Source organism: Streptomyces roseofulvus (assembly GCF_039534915.1).
Lineage (GTDB): Bacteria > Actinomycetota > Actinomycetes > Streptomycetales > Streptomycetaceae > Streptomyces > Streptomyces roseofulvus.
This window is the reverse complement of record NZ_BAAAWE010000001.1, coordinates 4,063,344-4,085,245: the sequence shown is the minus strand read 5'-3', so window position 1 is coordinate 4,085,245 and position 21,902 is coordinate 4,063,344. Positions and strand designations below refer to the sequence as shown.

20 protein-coding genes and 1 tRNA gene are annotated in these 21,902 nt (G+C 71.5%); 12 read left to right on the top strand and 9 right to left on the bottom strand.

All coding sequences use genetic code 11. The features are described 5' to 3' along the window. Window positions 1-292: 292 nt before the first annotated feature. Complete coding sequence (gene crgA / locus ABFY03_RS18765; protein WP_030493743.1) at window positions 293-547, bottom strand: cell division protein CrgA; 255 nt, start codon at window positions 545-547, stop codon at window positions 293-295. A gap of 140 nt (window positions 548-687) precedes the next feature. Between crgA and ABFY03_RS18760 the strand changes: the two genes are divergently transcribed. The 5 genes from ABFY03_RS18760 (at window position 688) to ABFY03_RS18740 (ending at window position 4,252) form a co-directional block, all read left to right on the top strand. After that, window positions 688-1,467, top strand: coding sequence for a DUF881 domain-containing protein (locus ABFY03_RS18760; protein ID WP_319011513.1), 780 nt, complete (start codon window positions 688-690; stop codon window positions 1,465-1,467). A gap of 95 nt (window positions 1,468-1,562) precedes the next feature. Then, window positions 1,563-1,724 (top strand): hypothetical protein, encoded by a 162-nt coding sequence (locus ABFY03_RS18755; protein ID WP_030685828.1) that lies wholly within the window; start codon window positions 1,563-1,565, stop codon window positions 1,722-1,724. Further along, on the top strand, window positions 1,721-2,359 hold the full coding sequence (locus ABFY03_RS18750; RefSeq protein WP_319011512.1) for an aminodeoxychorismate/anthranilate synthase component II: 639 nt from the start codon (window positions 1,721-1,723) through the stop codon (window positions 2,357-2,359). Before ABFY03_RS18755 ends, ABFY03_RS18750 begins: the two co-directional genes overlap by 4 nt. Next, on the top strand, window positions 2,356-3,537 hold the full coding sequence (locus tag ABFY03_RS18745) for a class E sortase (RefSeq protein ID WP_346170417.1): 1,182 nt from the start codon (window positions 2,356-2,358) through the stop codon (window positions 3,535-3,537). The genes ABFY03_RS18750 and ABFY03_RS18745 overlap by 4 nt, the downstream gene beginning before the upstream one ends. Before the next feature lie 37 nt (window positions 3,538-3,574). Beyond that, window positions 3,575-4,252 (top strand): class E sortase, encoded by a 678-nt coding sequence (locus ABFY03_RS18740; RefSeq protein WP_319011510.1) that lies wholly within the window; start codon window positions 3,575-3,577, stop codon window positions 4,250-4,252. 79 nt (window positions 4,253-4,331) lie between these two features. On the opposite strand, the gene pknB is transcribed toward ABFY03_RS18740, so the two are convergent. The 6 genes from pknB to ABFY03_RS18710 all read right to left on the bottom strand — a co-directional run bounded on the left by pknB (window position 4,332) and on the right by ABFY03_RS18710 (window position 12,405). Continuing rightward, window positions 4,332-6,371, bottom strand: coding sequence for a Stk1 family PASTA domain-containing Ser/Thr kinase (gene pknB, locus ABFY03_RS18735; RefSeq protein ID WP_346170416.1), 2,040 nt, complete (start codon window positions 6,369-6,371; stop codon window positions 4,332-4,334). Between the two features lie 158 nt (window positions 6,372-6,529). After that, on the bottom strand, window positions 6,530-7,990 hold the full coding sequence (locus tag ABFY03_RS18730; RefSeq protein WP_319011508.1) for a peptidoglycan D,D-transpeptidase FtsI family protein: 1,461 nt from the start codon (window positions 7,988-7,990) through the stop codon (window positions 6,530-6,532). Further along, a complete protein-coding gene (locus tag ABFY03_RS18725; protein WP_319011507.1) occupies window positions 7,987-9,408 on the bottom strand; it encodes an FtsW/RodA/SpoVE family cell cycle protein in 1,422 nt (473 codons plus the stop codon). Before ABFY03_RS18725 ends, ABFY03_RS18730 begins: the two co-directional genes overlap by 4 nt. Before the next feature lie 26 nt (window positions 9,409-9,434). Next, window positions 9,435-10,934 (bottom strand): Stp1/IreP family PP2C-type Ser/Thr phosphatase, encoded by a 1,500-nt coding sequence (locus tag ABFY03_RS18720; RefSeq protein ID WP_319011506.1) that lies wholly within the window; start codon window positions 10,932-10,934, stop codon window positions 9,435-9,437. 96 nt (window positions 10,935-11,030) lie between these two features. After that, window positions 11,031-11,555, bottom strand: coding sequence for an FHA domain-containing protein FhaB/FipA (locus ABFY03_RS18715; RefSeq protein ID WP_031003043.1), 525 nt, complete (start codon window positions 11,553-11,555; stop codon window positions 11,031-11,033). Window positions 11,556-11,565: 10 nt separating this feature from the next. Beyond that, on the bottom strand, window positions 11,566-12,405 hold the full coding sequence (locus ABFY03_RS18710) for an FHA domain-containing protein (protein WP_319011504.1): 840 nt from the start codon (window positions 12,403-12,405) through the stop codon (window positions 11,566-11,568). Between the two features lie 648 nt (window positions 12,406-13,053). Between ABFY03_RS18710 and ABFY03_RS18705 the strand changes: the two genes are divergently transcribed. From ABFY03_RS18705 to ABFY03_RS18695, 3 genes are all read left to right on the top strand, one after another. Beyond that, window positions 13,054-13,140 (top strand) — tRNA-Leu (locus ABFY03_RS18705). A 176-nt stretch (window positions 13,141-13,316) separates the two neighbouring features. Further along, window positions 13,317-15,122, top strand: a complete 1,806-nt coding sequence (locus ABFY03_RS18700) for a sensor histidine kinase (protein WP_346170415.1) — start codon at window positions 13,317-13,319, stop codon at window positions 15,120-15,122. 85 nt (window positions 15,123-15,207) lie between these two features. Continuing rightward, a complete protein-coding gene (locus tag ABFY03_RS18695) occupies window positions 15,208-15,843 on the top strand; it encodes a response regulator transcription factor (protein ID WP_319011502.1) in 636 nt (211 codons plus the stop codon). Window positions 15,844-15,909: 66 nt separating this feature from the next. Here the strand turns inward: ABFY03_RS18695 and ABFY03_RS18690 are convergent, their stop codons facing one another. Next, entirely contained in the window at window positions 15,910-16,374 is a 465-nt protein-coding gene (locus ABFY03_RS18690) for a MarR family winged helix-turn-helix transcriptional regulator (RefSeq protein ID WP_319011501.1), read from the bottom strand. A gap of 96 nt (window positions 16,375-16,470) precedes the next feature. On the opposite strand from ABFY03_RS18690, the gene ABFY03_RS18685 reads away from it, so the two are divergent. From ABFY03_RS18685 to ABFY03_RS18670, 4 genes are all read left to right on the top strand, one after another. Beyond that, window positions 16,471-17,592, top strand: coding sequence for an ABC-2 transporter permease (locus ABFY03_RS18685; RefSeq protein WP_346170414.1), 1,122 nt, complete (start codon window positions 16,471-16,473; stop codon window positions 17,590-17,592). A gap of 151 nt (window positions 17,593-17,743) precedes the next feature. Then, window positions 17,744-19,192: a DUF2252 domain-containing protein gene (locus tag ABFY03_RS18680; RefSeq protein ID WP_319011499.1), complete on the top strand. Its 1,449-nt coding sequence runs from the start codon at window positions 17,744-17,746 to the stop codon at window positions 19,190-19,192. A 308-nt stretch (window positions 19,193-19,500) separates the two neighbouring features. Next, entirely contained in the window at window positions 19,501-20,256 is a 756-nt protein-coding gene (locus ABFY03_RS18675; RefSeq protein WP_319011751.1) for a J domain-containing protein, read from the top strand. Window positions 20,257-20,306: 50 nt separating this feature from the next. Continuing rightward, the gene (locus ABFY03_RS18670) at window positions 20,307-20,648 is read left to right on the top strand and encodes a rhodanese-like domain-containing protein (protein WP_319011498.1); all 342 of its coding nucleotides are present in this window, start codon (window positions 20,307-20,309) and stop codon (window positions 20,646-20,648) included. A 33-nt stretch (window positions 20,649-20,681) separates the two neighbouring features. Here the strand turns inward: ABFY03_RS18670 and ABFY03_RS18665 are convergent, their stop codons facing one another. Further along, entirely contained in the window at window positions 20,682-21,815 is a 1,134-nt protein-coding gene (locus ABFY03_RS18665) for an acyl-CoA dehydrogenase family protein (protein ID WP_346170413.1), read from the bottom strand. Window positions 21,816-21,902: the final 87 nt, after the last annotated feature.

The following is a 21,902-nucleotide window of genomic DNA, read 5'->3' as shown; positions in this document are numbered from 1 at the left end:
TGTGGACGAGCTGGGGAGAGGAGCTTTCCCCAGAGTTATCCACAGTGTGCGGCGGGTTCTCCCCACCGTCCTGGGTGCGACGGAGCCCCCTGCCTCTGACCTGGGATTTCTCCCGGGAGGCAGGGGGCTTCGGCCGATGCTGAGGAGATCCTCGCGGTCATACCGGCGTCAACCCGGTGCGAGTTATCCACAGATCTTCGTAAGTTATCCAGTGCTGTGCACAACGCTGTGGATAAACTCTGGGGTGAGCTTGACGGCAGCCGGGCGGACCCGCTAAGCGCCGCTAAGGGGCTCACTTCCACTGCGTGGAGACACCGAATCCGGCGGCGATGAAACCGAAGCCGACCACGATGTTCCAGTTCCGGATCGACTCGATCGGAAGCGAACCGTCGGTGACGTAGAAGACCACGATCCACACCAGACCGATGGCGAACAGCGCCAGCATCACCGGAGCGACCCAGCTGCGGTTCGTCAGCTTGATGTTGGCGGCCTGCTTCGCCGGCGGCGGCGTGTAGTCGGCCTTCTTGCGGATCCGTGACTTCGGCACGAGGGACTCTCCTGTCGATGCGCTGCGTGACCGCGCAGGGAACTGTGGCTGTCGCCGGGATGTGACGTAGCAGGTCGACTGCGCCCCCCGGGCGTCCGTTAGCGTAGTGGTTCCGCGGCGCAGAAGGGGATCAGGGTACGTTGAGCAATTCCGCCGGCACTCCGCGCGAACCCCTCGCCGGGCCGGGCCGCACCTCCAGGTGGCGCCCCGTCCGGCTGCTGACCCTTGCCGTCTTCGCCCTCGCCGGTCTGCTCTTCGTCACCAGCTTCAACACCGCCAAGGGCACCAACATCCGCACGGACGGCTCCCTGCTGAGGCTCTCCGACCTCATCGAGGAGCGCAGCCACAAGAACGCCGGCCTCGACGAGTCCACCGCCGCCCTGCGCGGCGAGGTCGACTCCCTGGCCGCCCGCGACGACGGCTCGACCGCCGCCGAGGACCGCCGCCTGAAGGCCCTGGAGACCTCCGCCGGCACCACCGAGATCTCCGGCCCCGGCCTCACCGTCACGCTGAACGACGCCCCGCCCGGCGCTCAGGCCGCCCCCGGCTACCCCGAGCCGCAGGCCAACGACCTGGTCATCCACCAGCAGGACCTCCAGGCCGTCGTCAACGCCCTCTGGGAGGGCGGCGCCGAAGGCATCCGCGTCATGGACCAGCGGCTCATCTCCACCAGCGCGGTCCGCTGCGTCGGCAACACCCTGATCCTCCAGGGCCGCGTCTACTCGCCCCCCTACAAGATCACCGCGGTCGGCGACCGGGGGAAGCTCGACAAGGCTCTCGCCGCCTCCCCGGCGCTGCAGAACTACCAGCTCTACGTGAAGGCGTACGGGCTCGGCTGGAAGGTCGACGACCACAAGGACGTCACCCTCCCCGGCTACACCGGCGCGGTCGACCTCCACTACGCCAGGCCGGCCGCCTGAGACCGGTTGTCCACAGGCTTCGGACAGCTTCCCCACGACGGCGCCCGCGCCCCGTACTCTGGTGCCCGTAACGAACGGAAGGGGCGTCGGACGTCATGTACGGATGGATCTGGCGGCATCTGCCGGGCAACGCCTGGGTGAGGGCGCTGATCTCGGTCGTGCTGGTCCTCGCGGTCGTCTACGTGCTCTTCCAGTACGTGTTCCCCTGGGCGGAGCCTCTGCTTCCGTTCAACGATGTGACGGTGGACGGCCAGTGAGCGCGCGAATTCTCGTCGTCGACAACTACGACAGCTTCGTCTTCAACCTCGTGCAGTACCTGTACCAGCTCGGCGCCGAGTGCGAGGTGCTCCGCAACGACGAGGTGGAGCTGAGCCACGCCCAGGACGGCTTCGACGGCGTGCTGCTGTCGCCCGGCCCGGGCGCCCCCGAGCAGGCCGGCGTCTGCATCGACATGGTGCGCCACTGCGCCGCCACCGGCGTCCCCGTCTTCGGCGTCTGCCTCGGCATGCAGTCGATGGCCGTCGCCTACGGCGGCGTCGTCGACCGCGCCCCCGAGCTGCTGCACGGCAAGACCTCGCCCGTCCTCCACGAGGGCAAGGGCGTCTTCGCCGGCCTCCCCTCGCCGTTCACCGCCACCCGCTACCACTCGCTCGCCGCCGAGCCGGCCGACCTGCCGGCCGAGCTCGAAGTGACCGCGCGGACCGAGGACGGCATCATCATGGGCCTCCGCCACCGCGAACTGCCCGTCGAAGGCGTCCAGTTCCACCCCGAGTCGGTGCTCACCGAGCACGGCCACCTGATGCTCGCCAACTGGCTGGAGCAGTGCGGAGACAAGGGAGCGGTCGGCCGGTCGGCGGGGCTCGCGCCGGTGGTGGGCAAGGCCGTCGCGTGACCACGGGCTCGCCGTGGTTCCGGCCCTCCGGGCAGCCAGGAGCCGAGCCGATACCCGAGGAGCACGGGCCCCGGCCGCCGTACGAGCAGCAGGGCCCGTACCCGTATCCGTACCCGTCCGAGCCGTCGTACGAGACCGCGTACGGGGACCAGGCGCCGTACGCCTACGAGACGCCGGCCGCGGCCCCGGCCTACGAGCCCGCACCGGAGCCGTACGAGCCCGCCCCGGCCTACGAGCCCGCACCGGAGCCGTACGAGCCCGTACAGGAGCCGTACGGGGCCGGGGAGACGCGGGAGCTGCCCCAGGTCACCCAGGAGGCCCCGCGGCCCGTGGAGCCCCTTCCCGGGCCGGGAAGGGCCGAGCGGCGCAGGGCCGCCGCCAAGCAGGGGCGCGGGAAGAGCCGCAGGGCCACCGCACCGGCCCCCGCGTCCGGCGGCGACCAGGGCACCGGCGCCCCCGCCCGGCCCCTCTCCCGGGTCGAGGCCCGCCGCGCCGCCCGGGAGGCCAAGGCCGCCAAGGACAGCGTCGGCGTCGTCGTCGGCGAACTGTTCATCACCCTCGGCGTCGTCATGCTCCTCTTCGTCGCCTACCAGCTGTGGTGGACCAACGTCCTCGCCGGCCAGGAGACCGACCAGGCCAAGGAGCGGATCGAGGACACCTGGGCCAAGGGCGAGAGCAAGCCGGACGTCTTCGCCCCCGGCGAGGGCTTCGCCATCATGTACATCCCCAAGCTGGACGTCGTCGTCCCCGTCGCCGAGGGCATCAGCAAGCCCAAGGTCCTCGACAAGGGCATGGTCGGCCACTACGGCGAAGGCAAGCTGAAGACCGCCATGCCCTCCGACAAGCAGGGCAACTTCGCGGTCGCCGGCCACCGCAACACCCACGGCGAACCGTTCCGCTACATCAACCGCCTCAAGCCCGGCGACCCGATCGTGGTCGAGACGCAGGACGCCTACTACACCTACGAGATGGCGAGCATCCTGCCGCAGACCCCGCCGTCGAACATCGCGGTCATCGACCCCATCCCCAAGGGCTCCGGCTTCACCGAGCCCGGCCGCTACATCACGCTGACCACCTGCACGCCCGAGTTCACCAGCACCTACCGCATGATCGTGTGGGGAAAGCTGGTCGAGGAGCGGCCGCGCAGCAAGGGAAAGCCGAGCGCGCTCGTAGGCTGAGACCCCAACACCTCCAGAAGGGACGAGGGCCGACCCAGTGTCACGCGCGCGCAACCGGATCGCCGGGCTCATCAGCGTCTTCGGCGAACTCCTCATCACAGCCGGCCTCGTGCTCGGACTCTTCGTCGTCTACTCGCTGTGGTGGACGAACGTCCTCGCCGACCGCGCCGCCGACAAGGAAGGCGCCCAGGTCCGCGGCGAATGGGCCGACCAGGGCCCCGGCGCCCTCGACACCAGGGGCGGCCTCGGCTTCCTCCACGTCCCCGCCTTCGGCGGCGACGAGATCCTGGTGAAGCGCGGCACCGAGAGCTCCGTCCTCAACAACGGCGTCGCCGGCTACTACACCGAGCCGGTCAAGTCCGCCCTCCCCCAGGACGAGGAGGGCAACTTCACCCTGGCCGCGCACCGCGACGGCCACGGCGCCAAGTTCCACAACATCCACAAGCTGAAGAACGGCGACCCGATCGTCTTCGAGTCCAAGGACACCTGGTACGTCTACAAGGTCTACAAGACCCTCCCGGAGACCACCAAGTACAACGTGGACGTCCTCCAGCCGGTCCCCGAGGAGTCCGGCAAGAACGCGCCCGGCCGGTACATCACCCTCACCACCTGCACCCCCATGTACACCTCGGACTACCGCTACATCGTCTGGGGCGAACTGGCCCGCACCGAGAAGGTCGACGCGAACCGCACCCCGCCGGCCGAACTCCGCTGAGGCGGGCGCGCACACAAGGGGAGAGCCCCGGAGTCCTGTGAAGGACTCCGGGGCTCTCCCCTTGTGCGTGGACCGTGGGCTAGTCGAACCAGCCGCCGATGTTGCCGTCGCCGTTGTTGTCGCCGCCCGGCTGTCCGGTGTTCCCGCCGGGGTTGCCACCGCCCGCGTCCGCGGTGAACAGGGTGACCGAGCCGCCCTTGTTGACCGTCTGACCCGCGCCGGGCGCCGACTGGAGGACGCGCGCGTCGTCCTTGTCGACACCGGCCACCACGACCGACACGCCCTGGCTCTGGAACCAGTCCCGGACTTCCTTCAGCGTCTTGCCGGCCAGGTCCCCGGGGATCGTGACCGGAGTCACCTGCGGGCCCTTCGAGACCTTCAGGGTGATCTCGACGTCCAGCGGCTGGTTGGTGTTACCCGGCGGGTTCTGCTCCACGACCGTGCCCTTGGGCTTGTCGCTGTCGACCTCCTCCTGCTTCACGTTGGTGAACTGGAGGCCGTTCAGCTGCTGGAGCGCCAGGCTGATGTCGCGGTCCGTCACCTGCGGCAGGTTCGTCAGCTTCTGCTTGGCGACCGTGAGGGTCACCTCGGAGTTCTTCTCGGCCTTGGTGCCGTTCTGCGGGTTCTGCCGCAGCACGGTGCCGGGGTCCTCCTCGGACTCCTCCTCCTCGACCTTGACCTTGAAGCCCTTGCCCTCCAGGGTCTCCCGGGCCCGCTCCAGCGACTGCTCCTGGACGTCCGGGACCTCCACGAGCGGCGCGCCCTCGGAGATCCACACCTGGATGGTGGCGTCGACGTCCATCTTGCTGGTGCCGTCGGCGACCGGGTTCTGGCGGCAGATCGCGCCGGTGGGCTGCTCGCAGCGCTCGCTGCCCGCCTCCTGCACCTTCACCTGGGAGTTGACCGCCGCCTTCTGCGCGTCGGCCATCTTCTGGCCGACGAGCTGCGGCACCGTCGTCTGCTGCGGGGTGTCGGTGGTGTTCATGAGGTACTGGGCGATGAAGATCGCGCCCACCAGCACCAGGACACCGCAGAGCGCCAGCAGGATCGTCGAGGCGTTCGACTTCTTCTGGCCGCCGCGGCGGCGGTCCGGACGGTCGTCGTAACCGTCGTACCCGCCGTAGCCCCCGCCGTCCGGCGGGACCGGCGGCATCATCGAGGTCTGACCGACCGGGTCGGCCTGGCGCAGCGCGGTGGTCGGCTGGTCCTCCGGCGGGTAGCCGTAGCCGTTGTACGCCTGCGCGCCGCCCATGCCCATCGCGGCGGCGGCCGCGACCGGCTGCCCGTCGAGGCACGCCTCGATGTCCGCGCGCATCTCGTCGGCGGACTGGTAGCGGTAGTCGGGGTCCTTGACCAGCGCCTTGAGGACGATGGCGTCCATCTCGGGCGTGATCTCGGCGTCGAAGTTGCTCGGCGGCTGCGGCTCTTCCCGGACGTGCTGGTAGGCGACGGCCACGGGGGAGTCGCCGATGAACGGCGGCCGGACGGTGAGCAGTTCGTAGAGCAGGCAGCCCGTGGAGTACAGGTCGGAGCGGGCGTCGACCTGCTCGCCCTTGGCCTGCTCCGGGGAGAGGTACTGGGCGGTGCCGATGACCGCGGCCGTCTGCGTCATGGTCATGCCCGCGTCGCCCATGGCGCGCGCGATGCCGAAGTCCATGACCTTGACCTGGCCGGTGCGGGTCAGCATCACGTTCGCGGGCTTGATGTCGCGGTGCACGATGCCGGCGCGGTGCGAGTACTCCAGCGCCTGCAGGATGCCGACGGTCATCTCCAGCGTCCGCTCCGGCAGCAGCTTGCGGCCGGAGTGCAGCAGCTCGCGGAGGGTCGAGCCGTCGACGTACTCCATCACGATGTACGGGATGGAGACCCCGTCGACGTAGTCCTCGCCGGTGTCGTAGACCGCGACGATCGCCGGGTGGTTCAGGGAGGCGGCGGACTGTGCCTCACGGCGGAACCGGGCCTGGAAGGACGGGTCACGGGCCAGGTCGGCCCGCAGCGTCTTCACGGCGACGGTGCGGCCGAGCCGGGTGTCCTGCGCGAGGTACACCTCGGCCATGCCACCACGGCCGAGCACCGAGCCCAGCTCGTACCGGCCGCCGAGGCGACGCGGCTCTTCCATAGTTGATCCAGCCCTCTCCGTCTGTCCCGACCGCACCCTTGGGTGGTCCGGCGGTGTGTGCTGTCCGCGCATACGGTACCGGCCCCGAAGAGCCGTACCGCGCGCGGAGGGCAGCTGATACCTGACCGGTACCTGGCGGGCACCGGCCCTTCGCAAGATCAGCCGCGGCTCTTCAGGACCGCCTTCATGACCGCCTTCGCGATCGGCGCGGCCAGACCGCCACCGCTGATGTCCTCACGGCCGACGCCCTCGGCGTCCTCGACGATCACGGCGACCGCGACGGGGGAGCCCTGGTCGGTCTTGGCGTACGAGATGAACCACGCGTACGGGCGCTTGGCGTTCTTCTCGCCGTGCTGCGCGGTACCGGTCTTGCCGCCGACCTTCACGCCGTCCATGTTCAGGTCGGCCCTGCTGCCGGTGCCCTTGGCGACGACGTTCTCCATCATGGCCTGGAGCTTCTGCGCGTTCTCCGGGGAGACCGGCTGGCTGAGCTGCTCCGGCTCGTTCTGCTTGATGACGTCCAGGTTCGGCGCCCGCAGCTGGTCGATCATGTACGGCTTCATCAGCTTGCCGTCGTTCGCGATCGCCGCGGTGACCATCGCCATCTGGAGCGGGGTGGTCGCGGTGTTGAACTGGCCGATGGAGGAGAGCGCGTTGCCACCGCGGTCGGCCTTCTTGTCGTAGACCGAGGCGGCGGACCGGACGGGGGTGAACTGCTCGGCGTTGAAGCCGAACTTCTCCGCCATCTCGTTCATCTTCTCGACGCCGACGTCGTCACCGAGCTTGGCGAAGACCGAGTTGCAGGAGATCCGCAGCGCCTCGTTGAGGCTGGCGTTGGCACAGCCGCCCGAGTGGTTCTTCATCGGGACGGTGGACAGCGGGATCTTCCAGCCCTCGGGCGTCTCGGTCGCCGCGTCGATGTCCGTGACCTTGCCGGCCTCCAGGGCGGCGGCCGCGGTCACGACCTTGAAGACCGAGCCGGGCGGGTAGATCTCGCGCAGCGCGCGGTTCTGCATCGGCTTGGCCTTGGACTCGTTGAGGGAGACCCAGGCCTTCTCGTCGTTGCTTCCGGCGATGGTCGACGGGTCGTACGAGGGGGTGGAGGCCATCGCCAGGATCTTGCCGGTCGACGGCTCGATCGCGACGACGGCGCCGGTGTTCTTTCCCAGGCCCTCGAAGGCGGCCTTCTGCGCGGCGCCGTTGAGGGTGGTGACGACGTCGCCGCCCTTCTTCTTCTCGCCGGTGAACATGGCGAGGGTGCGGTCGAAGAAGAGCCGGTCGTCGTTGCCGGTGAGGATGCCGTCCTCGATCTTCTCGATGAAGTTGGCGTCGTACACCTGGGAGGCGTACCCGGTGACCGGGGCCCACATGGGGCCGTTCACATAGGTCCGCTTGTACTTGTAGTAGGTGCCGCCCGAGTCCACGGAGCCGGTGATCGGCTTGCCGTCGACGATGATGTTGCCGCGCTCGGTGGCGTACCGCTCGATCTGGACGCGCTTGTTGTCCGCGTGCGAGTTCAGCTCGTCGGCGCGGACGAACTGGAGCCAGTTGTCGCGCAGGAGCAGGGCGAGGACGAGCAGGCCGCAGAAGATCGCGACCCGGCGCAGCGGCTTGTTCACGGACGGACCACCTGGGTCATCTCGGCGTCGGGGTTCGGGGCGGGGGCGGGCGCGGGGCGGCGCGCGGTGTCGCTGATCCGGATCAGGATGCCGATCAGGGCCCAGTTGGCGATGACGGACGAACCGCCGTACGCGAGGAACGGCATCGTCATACCGGTGAGCGGGATGAGGCCCATCACACCGCCGGCGACGACGAAGATCTGCAGCGCGAAGGCGCCGGAGAGGCCCATCGCCAGCAGCTTGCCGAAGGGGTCGCGGGCGGCGAGGGCGGTGCGGATGCCGCGCTCGATGATCAGGCCGTACAGGAGCAGGAAGACCATGACGCCGGCGAGACCGAGCTCCTCGCCGACGGTGGCGAAGATGAAGTCGGAGTTGGCGGCGAAGCCGATGAGGTCCGAGTTGCCCTGGCCGAGGCCGGTGCCGAGGATGCCGCCGGAGCCGAAGGACATCAGCACCTCGGTCATCTGGTCACAGGCGGCGACCTTCTCGGCACACGAGAACGGGTCGGCCCAGGCGTCGACACGGGCCTGGACGTGGCTCGCGAAGGAGGCCACGCCGACCGCGCCGGCGACGGACATCAGCAGACCCATGACGATCCAGCTGGTCCGCTCGGTCGCGACGTACAGCATGATCACGAACATGCCGAAGAACAGCAGGGACGTACCGAGGTCGTTCTCGAAGATCAGGATGAGGAGGCTGACCGCCCAGATCGTGAGGATCGGACCGAGGTCACGGCCGCGGGGCAGGTAGAGCCCCATGAAGCGGCGGCTGGCCAGGGCCAGCGCGTCGCGCTTCACCATCAGGTAGCCGGAGAAGAACACGGCGAGGACGATCTTCGCGAACTCACCGGGCTGGATGGAGAAGCCCGCGACGTTGATCCAGATCTTGGCGCCGTAGACGGCGGAACCGAGCCCGGGCACCAGGGGGAGCAGCAGGAGGACGAGCGCCGCCATCATCGAGATGTACGTGTAGCGCTGGAGGACCCGGTGGTCCTTCAGCAGCAGCAGCACGGCCGCCAGCATCGCGATGCCGATCGCCGAGTACATCATCTGGGCGGGCGCGTCGGGGCTGAAGCTCTTGTACAGCCGCATCGACGTCGCGATCAGCCGCGGCGACTGGTCCAGGCGCCAGATCAGCACCAGGCCCATGCCGTTGAGCAGGGTCGCCAGCGGCAGCAGCAGCGGGTCCGCGTACGGGGCCCACTTGCGCACCACGAGGTGGGCGACGGTCGCGAGGAGCGCCAGGCCGAGCCCGTACCCGAGCATGCCGGCCGGGACTTCGCCGTCCAGCGCGAGCCCGACGTTGAGGTACGCGAACACCGGGATGGCGACGGCGAAGCCGAGGAGCGCCAGCTCCGTGTTGCGGCGGCTCGGCGCCTCGATCGCGCCGATGGTGGTCGTGTTGGTGACAACGCTCATGGTGGTGACAGGCCCCCTACGGGTGCTTACTGCTTGCCGCAGTTCGAGGCCAGCTTCTGCTCCTCCGAGGTGAGGGTGGGACCCGGGGTCGGAGCGGCTGTGGTGGGCTTGGATTCGGGCTTGGCGTCGGCGCTGTCGCCGTCGGCCGGCTTCTCGGCCGCCTCGGCGGCCTTCTCCTTGTCGGCCTTCTCCTTCGCCACGCGGCGCTCTTCGGTCTTCTTGCAGGCCGAGGCCTGGACCGCCAGCTCGGAGATCTTCGTCTGGGCCTTGGCGAGGCTGCCGCCCGCGATGGTGTCCTCGACCTGCTTCCGCTGGTAGGCGGGGAGGTACTTGAGTTCGATCTCGGGGTGGTCCTTCTCGACCTCCGAGAGCTTCACCCAGGCGAGGTCCTGGCTGATGCCCCGGTACAGCGCCACGTGCTCGGCGTTGGAGCCCACGTAGTACTGGGTCTGGGTCCAGCGCCAGCCGCCGTACGCACCGCCGGCGAGGACGCCGAGGGCGAGGACGAGGATCACGGTGCGCCCGATCCACCGGCGCCGCTTCCGCGGCTTGACGAAGTCGTCGTCCGTGTACGCGTCGAAGGCGCCGTGCGGCGGCATGGAGCCGTAGCCGTGGTCGTCGCCGCTGCCGGGCGGGCCGAAGCCGCCGGCGGGGGGCTGGTGGTGGGCGGGGCGGCCGAGCCCGGAGGCGCGGCCGGCCGGGGTCTGCATCGCGCCGCCGTCGTTCAGCTGCTGCTGGTTCTCGGCGACCGCGCCGACGACGACCGGGGTGTCGCTGAGGTGGCCGGCGAGGGTGTCGCCGCCGTCGACGTCGAGGACGTCGGCGACGATCACCGTGATGTTGTCGGGGCCGCCGCCGCGCAGCGCGAGCTGGATCAGCTCCTGCACGGTCTCCTGCGGGCCCTGGTAGCTGGCGAGGGTGTCCTCCAGGGTCTGGTGGGACACCACGCCGGACAGGCCGTCGGAGCAGATCAGGTACCGGTCGCCGGCGCGGACCTCGCGGATGGAGAGGTCGGGCTCGACGTGGTCGCCGCTGCCGAGCGCGCGCATGAGGAGCGAGCGCTGGGGGTGGGTGGTGGCCTCTTCCTCGGTGATCCGGCCCTCGTCGACGAGCCGCTGGACCCAGGTGTGGTCCTGGGTGATCTGGGTGAGGACGCCGTCGCGCAGCAGGTAGGCGCGCGAGTCGCCGACGTGCACGAGGCCGAGCCGCTGTCCCGTCCACAGCAGGGCGGTGAGCGTGGTGCCCATGCCCTCCAGCTGCGGGTCCTCCTCGACCATCATCCGGAGCTGGTCGTTGGCGCGCTGCACCGCCGTACCGAGCGAGGTGAGGATGTCGGAGCCGGGGATGTCGTCGTCGAGCGTGACGAGCGTCGAGATCACCTCGGAGGAGGCGACCTCGCCGGCGGCCTGGCCGCCCATGCCGTCGGCGATCGCGAGCAGCCGGGGACCGGCGTAGCCGGAGTCCTCGTTGCCCTCGCGGATCATGCCCTTGTGCGAGCCCGCGGCGAATCGCAGGGAGAGACTCATGCCCACCTGCCCTGTCGCCGCTGCATCGGGGTACAGCCGGTCTCGACCCACACTGCCCGCCCTCCGGTCGCTCCGGTCAGCTCGCTCATTGTCGTACTACTTCCGCAGCTCGATGACGGTCTTGCCGATGCGGATCGGCGCCCCCAGCGGAATCGGCGTTGCGGTGGTGAGGCGGGTCCGGTCCAGGTACGTGCCGTTCGTGGACCCGAGGTCCTCGACGATCCACTGGCCGTCCCGGTCGGGGTAGATCCGGGCGTGCCGGCTGGACGCGTAGTCGTCGTCCAGCACGATCGTCGAGTCGTGCGCCCGGCCCAGGGTGATCGTCTGCCCCTGGAGGGCCACGGTCGTGCCGGTGAGGGTGCCCTCGGAGACGACGAGCTTCGTCGGGGCGCCGCGGCGCGACCGGCCACCGCCGGCCGGCTGCTGCTGCGCGCGCTGCTGCGGCGGCGCGGCGGGCTGGCGCCCGCCCTGCTGCGGACGCGCCTCCTGGCGGCGGGAACCGCGCTGGGTCACCCGCGTACCGAACAGGTCGCTGCGGATGACCTGCACGGCCACGATGACGAACAGCCACAGAACGGCCAGGAAACCCAGCCGCATGACCGTCAGGGTCAGCTCTGACATTGCCCCCGCTTCACCCTTCGGCTTGCCGGTAAACGATGGTGGTGCTGCCCACGACGATCCGCGAGCCGTCGCGGAGCGTAGCGCGGGTGGTGTGCTGCCCGTCCACCACGATGCCGTTGGTGGATCCGAGATCCTGGATCGTCGAGGGCGTTCCGGTCCGGATCTCGCAGTGCCGGCGGGACACGCCGGGATCGTCGATCCTCACGTCCGCGTCGGTGCTGCGGCCGAGGACCAGGGTCGGGCGGGAGATCTGGTGGCGGTTGCCGTTGATCTCGATCCAGCGGCGCACCTGGGCGCCGCCGGCCGCCGGGGGACGGCCGCCGCCGGCCGGGCGGTGACCCGCGCCGCCGGGCGGCGGCGAGGACGGCATCGGCGGAGCGCCGGCCGGGGGCCCCTGCGGGTACCCGTAGCCGCCGCCCTGCCCCTGCGGCTGGTGCTGCTGCTGGTGGCCGCCGTGCGGCTGCGGCTGGGACGTGCTCGACGCGAGCGTACGGCTGCGCACCCGGTACAGGCCGGTGTCGAGGTCGTCGGCCTTCTCCAGGTGGACCTTGATCGGGCCCATGAAGGTGTACCGCTGCTGCTTGGCGTAGTCGCGGACCAGGCCGGCGAGCTCGTCGCCCAGCTGGCCCGAGTAGGGGCTCAGACGCTCGTAGTCGGGCGCGCTGAGCTCCACGATGAAGTCATTGGGGACGACGGTCCGCTCGCGGTTCCAGATCTGCGCGTTGTTGTCGCACTCGCGCTGGAGCGCGCCGGCGATCTCGACCGGCTGGACCTCGGACTTGAACACCTTGGCGAAGGTGCCGTTGACCAGACCTTCGAGACGCTGCTCGAAACGCTTCAGGACTCCCATGGGGCACCTCCTCCGTCGTTGCCGTCCTGGTACTGCTTACTGATCGTATCCACGCGTCGGGAAATCGGCTGGTTCCCCTTCTCTGCCCTGTGGACGAGTGTCACCTCTCACAGGCCCTCCCCCCAGGGATCGTAGAGGGGGCCTGTGGACAGTGTCCCGCACGCGGCTGTCCGACAGGAGGGGCGGCGTACGCGAGTGAGCGCGTCGCGCGGCGCCGCCGGCGCCGCAACCTCCCGCTTCTCCCCTGTCTCTCCCCTCTCTCCCGCTCTCTCCCCTGTGTCCCTTCTCTCCTTCTTCTCCGTACTTCTCCCCTGCGGCGCGGGCGGCGACTCCGGCCGGGGGCGGTGGGCGGATCGGCGAGTGGGTCGGTGGGTGGACCGGTGGAGGGACCGGTGGAGGGACCGGTGGAGGGACCGGTGGGGCTCCGGCCGGGGCTGCGGTCGGAGCTTCGCGAGGGGGCGATCGTCCTTCCGTCCGCATCGCCCGTCCCCCTCCCCGCGCGTCCGTCCGCCTCCGCCCCTCCCTCTCCTCTGTTCTGCTCGCGGGGGGCCGAAACAACGGATGTGAATCCACCGTCCGCGACGTGCTAATCTTCAGATGTCGCCAGGCGCTCCCACCGAAAGGTGAGAGACCGGGAGACCACCCAATGCGCGGGTGGCGGAATAGGCAGACGCGCTGGATTCAGGTTCCAGTGCCCGCAAGGGCGTGGGGGTTCAACTCCCCCCTCGCGCACCAGACGGAAGCCCCGTAGGTCCCAGACCTACGGGGCTTCCGCGTTGTCCGGAGCATGTGACGCTTCCCACTTCCCCTCCCGCGCCTTTATGCCCTCGCTCCCCCTCGCGCCTTTCGTCGTTCCGGGTCGCGACGAAAGGGGGACGCCCCGGGGTCCGGGCGCTGCCTAGGGTGCGAGCGTGGAAGCGACGAGCTTGGAAGCGACGAGTGGGGGAACGACGCCGACGGCGGTCGGGCGCGGGATCGGAGCCAGGGCGGCCGCCGCGTGGCGATGGCTCGTGCCCGCGGGGGAATGGTCACGGCGCAGGACGGTCGGCGAGTCGGCCCTCACCGCCGTCGTGGCCCTGCTCGCCGCCGGCACGGAGGAACTGCTCGGCGGCGAGGGATGGCAGCTCGCCGCGGTCGCCGCCGCCTCGGCCGTGCTGGCGCTGCTGCGCCGCCGGTTCCCCGCCACCGTGCTCGTCGTCACCGCCGCTCTCAGCCCCGTCGTGTCCGGCCTCGGGCCGCTGCTGCTCGTCCTCGGCTGGTCCGCCGGCGGCCACATCGTCGGCGTCGGGCGGGCCCTGTACGCGTTCATCGCCGCCTACGTCCTCAACGTCGGCTTCACCCTGATCGTCGCCTGGGAGCATCAGCGGATGCTCACCGTCGCCTTCATGGCGACCCTCTACTACCTGGGCACCACCCTCGCCCCCGGCCTCGCCCACCGCTACTGGGCCCAGCGCCGCACGCTCCTGCACGCGCTCCAGGAGCGCAACGTACGGCTGGTGCGCGAGCGGGCGATGATCGGGCGGAACGCCCGGCTGCGGGAACGGCAGCGCATCGCCCAGGACATGCACGACAGCCTCGGTCACCAGCTCGCCCTGATCGCCGTCCACACCGGCGCGCTGGAGGTCGACCGCGAGCTGACCGAGCGGCAGCGCGAGGTCGTCGGCGTGCTGCGGAACGCGTCCGTGACCGCCATGCACGAACTGCGGGAGGTCGTCGGCATACTCCGCGACGGCACCGAGGCCGCCGACCCCGACACCGGGCCCGTGGGCACCGGCGACGAGAGCGGACGGGCCGCCCGCGGGATCGCCGGCATCGAAGGACTCGTCGACTCCGCGCGCGCCGCCGGGACCCCCGTCACGCTCCGGCGGATCGGCGACGAGCGGCCCCTGGAGCCGGCCGCCGGGCACGCCGCGTACCGCATGGCGCAGGAAGCGCTCACCAACGCCTACAAGTACGCCCCGGGCGCCGCCATCAGCGTCGAACTGCGCTACGAGCCCGACACCTTCGTCGTCGAGATCTTCAACGAGGAGCCGCCCGCCGGGCCCGCGCAGCACGTCGTCAGCGGCGGCCAGGGGCTGGCCGGCCTTGAGGAACGGGCCCGTCTCGTCGGCGGCATGTGCCACGCCGGGCCCGCCGACGGCGGAGGCTTCCGGGTCGCCGGAATGCTGCCGTACGGCTCCGCTCCGACCGGTGAGGCAGCGCCTTTGGTCGATGCGGCCGACGACTTCCGGCAGCAGTCGACGAAGCCCTTCGGCGGCAAGGGTCGTCCCGTACCGGTCGGAGAGCCCGACTGGAGTTTCACGGAACGGGAGTTGGCGATGGCACTGCACGGAGGGAAGACCCGCAGCACCGGGGGATCGATCGCGCTCGGCTGCGGCATCGCCTTCGCGGCGCTCGTCGTCCTCGTCGTCGCCGCCGGCCTCGGCCTCTACTACTTCGTCGGATCGGTCCAGGACGCGATGGTCGAGCCCGCGAAGTACGAGTCCATCGAGGTCGGCATGGCGGAGAAGGACGTCCGGCCCATGCTGCCCGACGGCGACTCCCTCGCGACCATGGCCACCGCGGGCGAGGGCGCGCCGCCCGAGCCCAAGGGCGCCGCCTGCCTCACCTTCCTGTCCACCGAGATGAGCGACGACTTCGACACGGAGCCCGTTTTCCGGTTCTGCTTCAAGGACGGCAAGCTGATCGAGAAGAAGGCGTACGAGGTGCGGCCGTAGCGCACGGCCGGCCCGTACCGGAGGTGTTGGGGGAGGCGCAGTGCTGTCAGGGCGGACGGGACGGTCCGGTCGGACCGTCAAGGTCGTGGTGGCCGACGACGAGCCGCTGATCAGGGCGGGGATCCGGATGATCCTCAACTCCGATCCGGACATCCACGTGGTCGCCGAGGCCGCGAACGGCCGCGAGGCCGTCGACGCGGCCCGCGCGCACGCCGCCGACGTCGTGCTGCTCGACATCCAGATGCCGGTCCTCGACGGGCTCTCCGCCCTCCCCGAGCTGCGCAGGGCCGCACCGGGGGCGCGGGTGATCGTCCTGACCACCTTCGGCGAGCGCGAGAACGTGCTGCGGGCGCTGGAGCACGGCAGCGCCGGCTTCCTCCTGAAGGACACCGCCCCGGCCGAACTGATCGGCGCCGTACGGGCCACGGCCGCCGGCGACGCCTATCTCTCGCCCGCCGCGACCCGGCACGTGGTCGAACGGCTCGCCTCCGGCCGCGAGACCGCGCGCGCCGAAGAGGCCCGCGGTCGGGTCGCCGGGCTCGGCGAGAAGGAACGGGAGGTCCTCGCGCTCCTCGGCGAGGGACTCTCCAACGCCGACGCGGGCCGCCGGCTGCACATGAGCGAGGCCACCGTGAAGACGTACGTCAGCCGGATCCTCGCCAAGCTCCAGTGCGAGAACCGCGTCCAGGCCGCACTGCTCGCCCGCGACGCGGGGCTGTAGGGGGGGGCCGGGGGCGGCGGGGAGGGGCTGGGCGCCGGGTCCTGGCGCCGGCCCAGGCCCTGGGGTTCAGGTGGCGTCGGGGAGGCCGGCGGAGCCTGCGGCGTTGTAGCGGAGGAGATAGTCGGCGAACCGGGCCAGGTCCTCGCCGGACCAGTCCTTCAGACGCTCCTGGTAGGCGGCGCGACGGTTGGTCTGGGCGGTGGCGAGCACCGCGAGACCGGCCTCGGTCGGGTGCAGCACCTGCACCCGGTGGTCGTCCGGAGCGGGCCGGCGCTCCACCAGGCCCATCTTCTCCAGGCCCGCCAGCTGGCGGCTGACCGTGGACTTGTCCAGCAGGTAGTGCGCCGCGAGGTCCGTGGCGCGGCAGCCGCGCTGATCCTCGATGTGGGCGAGGAGCGTGTACGAGACGAGCGGAAGCTCGGGGTGGACCCGGGCCGCGGCGGCGCGGGCCCGGCGCGCGAAGGCCGTCAGCTCGCGCTGGATGACGTCCACGGACGCCTCGCGCGGCGCCTCGTCTGCGGCGTCGGACATGTGGGCTCCCTTGCCGAGCTCGCCCCCTGCGGGATTTCAGTTGTATAGTACAACGGTTCCTTAGTTGTAAAAGCCAACCAAAGCACGGAGGTCACGGTGTCCACAGGACCCCACCCCACCGCCGGCGCCCTGCGGCACGTCCTCGGGCACCTCCTCACCCCCCTCCTCATGTGCCTCGGCATGGGCCTCGCCTACCTCGGCGCCTTCCACGCCCCCCAGCCCCACGACCTCCGCGTCGACGTCGTCGGCTCCGGCCCCGCCGCCCAGGTCCTCGCCCAGACCCTCCAGGACAAGGGCGCCGGCGCCCTCGACGTCCGTACCGTCCCCGACCGGGCCACCGCCGCCACCGCCCTCCGGCAGCAGGACAGCTACGGCGCCTACATCCCCGGCGACCACCCCGAACTCCTCGTCGCCTCCGCCTCCTCCGACACCAGCGCCATGGCCGTCGAGAAGGTCTTCACCACGGTCGCCGCCGGCCAGGACTCCCCCCTCAAGGTCACCGACCTCGCCCCCACCGCCTCCGGCGACCCCACCGGCCAGGGCGTCTTCTTCCTCCTCGTCGCCGTCAGCATCGGCGCCTACGCGTCCGTCGCCGTCATCGGAGCCGCCGGAGCCGCCCTCCCCATGCGGATCCGCGCCCTCCTCGCCGCCGGCACCTCCCTCGTCGTCAGCCTCATCGGCACCCTCTTCGCCGGCCCCGTCTTCCACCTCGTCGACCACGGCCTCGCCGGCGTCTGGGCCCTCTCCTGGCTCTACGCCGCCGGCATCCTCCTCATCGGCGTCGGCCTCCACACCTACCTCCGCCGCTGGACCACGCTCGGCGTGATGGTCCTCTTCGTCATGCTCAACTTCACGAGCTCCGGCGGCATCTACCGGCCCGAGCTCCAGCCCGGCTTCTTCGGCTCCCTGCACGCCTTCTGGAACGGCGCCGGCCTCGTCGAAGGCATCCGCGGCCACGTCTACTTCGACGGACACGGCCTCGGCGGCGACGTCCTCGTCCTCGCCCTCTGGTTCCTCGCAGGCGTCCTCCTCGTCACCCTCGCCGGCCGCTCCGAGGCGCGGCGCAACGCCGTGGCCGCCGCCGTGGCGCCGTCGACCGCGGCGTCGTCGACCGCTGCGTCGTCGACCGCTGCGTCGTCGACCGCGGCGGCCCGGGCCGGGGAGAAGCGCGCCGAGGACGAGGACGAGGAGGAGATGGAGGAGGCCGTAGCCGTCTGAGCCGTCGGCTCTCCGGGCCGTCCGACCAGGGGGGCCGGTGGTTTTCCACAGGCCGTTGTCCACAGGGGGAGACGGCTGATCAAGGGCGGCTGTACCGTCAGGCCGGAAGTCATCGGAACCTGTCGGACCAGTCATCGGGGGAGGTCGGCCCATGGACGAGACCCAGGCCGTCGTGCCAGGACAGCGGGGAGCAGCAGGCGGGGAGCGCATCCCGCACGTGCCCGGATTCGCACGGCGCGGCGGCGCCACGGAGGACTCCCCCAGGGCGCGCGGGAAGCAGCTGCGGACCGCCGTCCCCCGCTCCTCCCACGCGCGGCTCACCCTCCCCGCCGGGCGCCCCGACGCCGTCCGCGCCGTCGAGGAGTCCAGCCGCGGCCGGGTCCCCGAACTCACCCCCATCCGCGTCGGCCGCATGGCCGCCAACCCCTTCGCGTTCCTGCGCGGCTCCGCCGGCCTCATGGCCCACGACCTCGTCGGAACCCCCGTCACCGGCGTCGCCGCCCAGCTGTGCGGCGACGCACACGCCGCCAACTTCGGCCTCTACGGCGACGCCCGCGGCCGGCTCGTGATGGACCTCAACGACTTCGACGAGACCGTCGTCGGCCCCTGGGAATGGGACCTCAAGCGGCTCGCCACCTCCCTCGTCCTCGCCGGACGGGTGGTCGGCGCGGACGAGGACACCTGCCGGGCCGCCGCCTTCGACACCGTCGGCGCCTACCGGCGCACCATGCGCCTCCTCGCCCGGCTCCCCGCCCACGACGCCTGGAACGCGATACCCGACGAGGAGCTCGTCTCCCACACCGACGCCCGCGACCTCCTCGGCACCCTGGAACGCGTCTCCGCCAAGGCCCGCAACAACACCAGCGCCCGGTTCGCCGCCCGCTCCACCGAGACCGTCGCCGAGGCCGACGGCGGCGGACGCCGCTTCGTCGACGCGCCTCCCGTCCTGCGCCGGGTGCCCGACGCCGAGGCCGCCGCCGTCACCGCCGCCCTCGGCGGCTACCTGGAGACCGTCTCCGAGGACCGCCGCCCGCTCCTCGCCCGGTACGCCGTCCACGACGTCGCCTTCCGGGTCGTCGGCACCGGCAGCGTCGGCACCCGCTCCTACGTCGTCCTGCTCCTCGACCACCGCGGCGAACCGCTCGTCCTCCAGGTGAAGGAGGCCCGCCCGTCGGTGCTCCTGCCCCACCTGCCCGCCGCCGGGTTCGCCGTCCCCGACCCCGGCCACGAAGGCCGCCGCGTCGTCCTCGGGCAGAAGCGCATGCAGGTCGTCAGCGACATCCTGCTCGGCTGGACCACCGTCGACGGGCGCCCCTTCCAGGTGCGCCAGTTCCGCAACCGCAAGGGCAGCGTCGACCCCGCCGCACTCACCGCCGACCAGGTCGACGACTACGGCCGCATGACCGGCGCGCTCCTCGCCCGGGCCCACGCCCACAGCGCCGACCCGCGCCTGATAGCCGGCTACTGCGGCAAGAACGAGGAGTTCGACGAGGCCGTCGCCGCCTTCGCGGTCACCTACGCCGACCGCACCACCGAGGACCACGCCGACCTGCTCACAGCCATCCGCACGGGACGCATGGCGGCCGAGGTGGGTGTCTGAGCGGGGACGTCCTGAGAAGGGAACGAGGGGGAGGGGAGGGGGGAGGGAGGGGGGAGGGGCCCCCTTGTGAGGACCTACGCTTGAGGGGTCGGGCCGGAACGAGGACGTGGGCGGGCGTGAACGTGAGCGAGGACCAGGGCGAGCACCAGGGCCGGGGCCGTGAGCCGGGTCAGGGCCAGGAGCCGGAGCCGGACCGGGGTCCGCAGCAGGAGCCCCAGCAGGCGTCGAACCCGAGCCCGAGCCCCGACCCGGAGCCGGAGCCTGCGGACGGGGGCGCGGCGGGGGGCGAGGAGCGGCCGGAGGCTCGGTTGGAGCGGGCTGTTCGGGTGGCCGAGCAGGCGCTGATCGAGTTCGAGATCGCGGTCGAGACCTTCCGGGTCGAGGTGGAGAACTTCTCGCGGCTGCACCACCAGAAGCTGGGGCCGATGTACGCGCGGCTCGACGAGCTGGACGCGTCGATCGCGGAGGCGCGGGCGGCGCGGACCGGGGATCCGGAGGATCTGCGGCTGGCGCGGGAGGCGCGGGCCGCGGTGCTGCCGCTGCCGGGGGTCGAGGTGCTCTTCGACGACTGGATCGACTCCGACGGGCTCTCCCCCGAGGCGGCCGCGATGCTGACCGAGCGGCCGGTGCAGTCGCCGCAGCGGGTGCGGCCCAGCGAGGAGGTGCGCCGGCTCTACCGCGAGCTGGCCCGCAAGGCCCACCCCGACCTGGCCCGCGAGGACGACGAGCGGAAGCGGCGGGAGGAGTTCATCACCCGGGTGAACGCCGCCTACGCGCGCGGCGACGAGGCTCTGCTGCGGGAGCTGGCCGGCGAGTGGGAGGCCGGTCCGGTGCCGGCCGAGGAGCGGCTGAGCGAGAGTGAGGAGCTGTACGCGCGGCTGGAGTGGCTGGCGCAGCGCAAGGATCTGCTGTCGGCGCTGGCGCGGGAGCTGGAGGACAGCGCGATCGGGTCGATGCTGCGGCTGGCGCCGGAGGACCCGGACCGGCTGCTTGAGGAGATCGCCGAGCAGCTGCGCGGTCAGGTGTCCGAGCGTGAGGCCGAGCTGGCCGCGCTGGTGCAGTAGGTTTTCCCAGGTCGAGGCGGTTCCGCCGTACACGAGAGAAGGTCAGTGCCATGAGTTTCGCCCCGCTGCCGTCGGTGCCCGCCGCGTCCGTGCCCGCCGATGCCCTGGTGCTGGACGTGCGGGAGGACGACGAGTGGGCGGCCGGCCGGGTCGAGGGTGCGCTGCACGTGCCGATGAGCGACTTCGTGGCGCGGTTCGCCGAGGTGACCGAGCAGCTCGCCGAGCACGGCCGCGCCTATGTGATGTGCCGGGTGGGCGGCCGTTCGGCGCAGGTCACGCAGTATCTGGTGCAGCAGGGCTTCGACGCGGTGAACGTGGACGGCGGGATGGTGGCCTGGGAGGGCGCCGGGCGTCCCGTGGTGTCGGACAGCGGACCGGGGTTCGTCGCCTGAGCCGTGCCCTCGGCGTGTCCGCGTGGAGGCGGGTCAGTCGAGGGGGTGGGTGGCGATGAGGTCGCCCAGGGTTTCCTCGTGGGCGGCTGCCGGGCCGAGGGAGAGTTCGAGGTACTTCGCCCAGGCGTGGTAGCGGTGCAGCGGGTAGTCGGTGTCGGCGCCGAAGCCGCCGTGCAGGTGCTGGGCGGTCTGGACGACCCGGCGGACGCCTTCCGCGGCCCAGATCTTGGCGACGGCGAGGTCGGCTTCGGCGGGCAGCGCCGCGGCGGCGCCGGTGGAGAGGCGCCAGGCGGCCTGCCACAGGGTGGCCTCCATGGCGCGGAGGTCGATGTAGCGGTCGGCGGTCTGGACGGCGACGGCCTGGAACGTGGCGATCGGGTGGCCGAACTGTTCCCGCTTGCCCGCGTACTGGCTCGTCATGGTGAGGACCTGCTCGCCGAGGCCGAGGGCGAGCGCGCAGGTTCCGGTGGTGAGCAGGGCGCGGAGGGCGGGCCAGGCGTCGGCGGAGTCGAGGACCCGGTCGGCGGGGAGGCGGGTGCCGTCGAGGCGTAGTCGGGCGAGGCGTTCGCCGTGGGTGCCGTACTGGGCGTCGAGGGTGAGGCCCGGGTGGTCGCGGGGGACCATGGCGAGGACGGTGTGCCCGTCGGGGGTGTGGGCGGGGACGGCGGTCAGGTCGGCGTGGTGGGCCCACGGGACGTGGTCGGTGGTGCCGTCGAGGATCCAGTGGGTGCCGTCGTGGCGGGCGCTGACGGCACGCTCGGCGGGTTCGTGGCCGGTGGTGCCGTGGGCGGCGGCGGTGAGGACGAGGCGTCCGGCGGTGACCTCGGGCAGGAGCGCGGCGGCGGTGCCGGCCGGGGCGTGCCGCTGGAGGACGTGGCTGACGGCGGTGGTCTCCAGGAGGGGGACGCGGGCCAGGACGCGGGCGGATGCGCGCAGGACGAGGCAGAGGGCGACGGGGTCGAGGCCGGTGCCGCCGTGCTCGGGTGCGACGAGGAGTCCGAGGAGGTCGGTGGCGGCGAGGCGCTGCCACAGGGGGCGGTCGAGGTCGTCGGCGACGGCGGTGGGGGTGAGGGCGGGGCTGGGTACGGCGTCGGGTGCGACGTCGGCGAAGACGGTACGGGCCGTCTCCGCGGCCGCCTGCTGTTCCTCGGTGAACGTGAAGTCCATGGCCCTGTCCTTCCGTTGCTGTTCCGGCGGCCCGTCAGGCAGCACTTTCTGACGGGCCGTCAAGATAGAACAGGTTCTAGCGGAAGG